Below are 2247 nucleotides of genomic sequence, written 5' to 3' on the forward strand. Positions count from 1 at the left end.
GTGGCGGGTCGTTCTGCGGTGGCGGGGATGTCGATGTGGCCGGGGCGGTTGTCGGCGTCGAAGTCGCTGTACGTGGTGCCGTCGGGGCGTTGCTCTTTGAGGATCTTGCCGTCGGCGTTGTAGGTGACGATGGTGTCGTCGGGGTAGGTGTAGCGGGTGTTGCCGCCTTCGTAGCTGATGTCGGCGCTGGTGGCGGGTCGTTCTGCGGTGGCGGGGATGTCGATGTGGCCGGGGCGGTTGTCGGCGTCGAAGTCGCTGTACGTGGTGCCGTCGGGGCGTTGCTCGCTGAGGATCTTGCCGTCGGCGTTGTACGTGACGACGCTGTCGTCGGCGTACGTGTAGACGGTGTTGCCGCCCTGATAGTCGATCTCGGCGCTGGTGGCGGGGCGGCCCTCGGTGGCGGGGATGTCGATGTGGCCGGGGCGGTTGTCGGCGTCGAAGTCGCTGTACGTCGTGCCGTCGGGGCGTTGCTCCTTGAGGATCTTGCCGTCGGCGTTGTACGTGATGACGGTGTCGTCGGCGTACGTGTAGACGGTGTTGCCGCCCTGGTAACTGATCTCGGCACTGGTCGCCGGTTGGCCGCTGCGGGCCGGGATCTCGACGTACTGCGGCTGGTCGTTCGCGTTGAAGTCGGTGTAGAGGGTGCCGTCGGGTAGCCGCTGGCTGACCAGGTCCTGGCTGTGGCTGTCGAAGGTGAGCACCGACTTGTCGGCGTACCGGAAGATCGTCAGGTTGTCCTGGTAGCCGATGTGCGCGTACGTCGCCGCCTGCCCGTCCGACGGGGGGATCTCCACGTACCGGGCGCGTCCCGCGTCGTCGAACGAGCTGTAGACCCGCCCGTCCGGCATCACCTGTTGGACCGGCTGACCGTCGGCGTCGTACGTCACCACGGAGCCGTCGCTCTGCCGCTCGAACGTGTGCCCCTTGGTCGGCGGCTGCTCCGGCCCGGCCATCAGGCGGATTCCTCGGGGCCGCCGACCCGGGGGAGGGACTCGGGTGCGGTCGGCACCGTCTCGCCGAACGACCGCTTGTCGGCCTCGGCGTAGAACTGGGCGGCGTTGTTGACCCGGACGACGTACTGCGCCACCGCCTGGATCGAACCGCCGACCGCCTTGAGCAGCGAGAGTTGGGTGTCCACGAGCATCTGCGTCTGATCCGGATTGGGATCCTCGACCGGCGGGAGGTCCTCGCCCTTCACGGTCCAGTGTGAGATGTGGCTACCGCCGTCGTGGCTTCTCATCTTGCGGTCGTTCTGCACGCCGCCCTCGTTCTCGGCGTAGAAGATCCAGCCACCCTTGCTGAGCACGTCCGCCTTGAACGCCTCGAACTCGTCGACCTGGGTGTTGAGTTCATTCAGCATGTGGTTCTGCGCCCCGCGAAGGTCGGCGGGCGTGACCCCGAACGCGCGGACGGTCGGCTCGACGAGTTCCTTCGTCTCGTCGCCCGCGTCCTTGGGCGGGTTGAACAGATTGTCGCCGGTGACCGATCGCGCCGTGCGCTCTTCCATGTGCAGTTCGGGTACGTGTTTAATCGACGCCTGTACGTAGGTGTCCAGCTCAGGGTCGGCCATCTTAGACATGTACCACGCGGGTCCTCGCGGACGGATGTCCCTCTTCGGGGGACGCCCACCGTCACCAACATTGAGATGGTCCGGTTGAGCTGGGCCGATGCTAGCGTCTCCGGCACGGAACCGATCGGCGCGCGGGCGGGGGGCTGAACATGGGGAGTGGTGCGCCCGCACACTACGACGACGGCCAGAGCATCAACGTCGACCCGCAGGGCATGTGGACGATCGGGTCGGAGCGAGTCGTCAAGCTCATGGGCGATGTCGTCGATTCGTGGGAACGGATCGGTAACACCTGGAAGAACCTCGAACTCAGTTGGGCCGGCGAGACCGCCGAGGAGGTCCAGCAGTTCAACTATCGGCTGCAGAAGTTGCAGTGGGATCTGTTCGGATCGCAGGAACAGGAGACCTACGGGCTGATCTCGCAGGTGTGCGGGATCGCGGCGGTCGCGGCGTCGAACTACGGCGAGGCCGAGAAGACGGTCATCAAGATGTTCGACGAGTTCACCGCCGCCATCCCCGCCGAGGACCTGCCGCCGGAAGAGGACGGCGAAGGCGACGGTGGCACCCCTCCACCCATCGATCTCGGAGACGCGTACAACACGACCGAGTCGCCGGTGCACACCCTCTACCCCAACAATCCCGACGCGAACAAGCAGCCGCCGCCGGATAAAGAGTGACGG

3 protein-coding genes are annotated in these 2247 nt (G+C 66.1%); 1 reads left to right on the forward strand and 2 read right to left on the reverse strand.

The window, feature by feature from the left end; all coding sequences use genetic code 11:
• Together ACIBMZ_RS10310 and ACIBMZ_RS10315 are read right to left on the reverse strand one after the other, a co-directional pair.
• A partial coding sequence (locus tag ACIBMZ_RS10310; protein ID WP_396692264.1) for a hypothetical protein occupies positions 1 to 953 on the reverse strand: 953 nt, incomplete at its 3' end.
• Positions 953 to 1570, reverse strand: a complete 618-nt coding sequence (locus ACIBMZ_RS10315) for a hypothetical protein (RefSeq protein ID WP_396692265.1) — start codon at positions 1568 to 1570, stop codon at positions 953 to 955. The genes ACIBMZ_RS10315 and ACIBMZ_RS10310, both read right to left, overlap by 1 nt.
• Before the next feature lie 149 nt (positions 1571 to 1719).
• Between ACIBMZ_RS10315 and ACIBMZ_RS10320 the strand changes: the two genes are divergently transcribed.
• Positions 1720 to 2244 carry a hypothetical protein gene (locus ACIBMZ_RS10320; protein WP_396692266.1) on the forward strand — a complete coding sequence of 175 codons (525 nt, stop codon included), beginning with the start codon at positions 1720 to 1722 and terminating at the stop codon, positions 2242 to 2244.
• Positions 2245 to 2247 lie beyond the last annotated feature (3 nt).

This window comes from Micromonospora sp. NPDC049900 (assembly GCF_044461025.1).
GTDB lineage: Bacteria > Actinomycetota > Actinomycetes > Mycobacteriales > Micromonosporaceae > Micromonospora.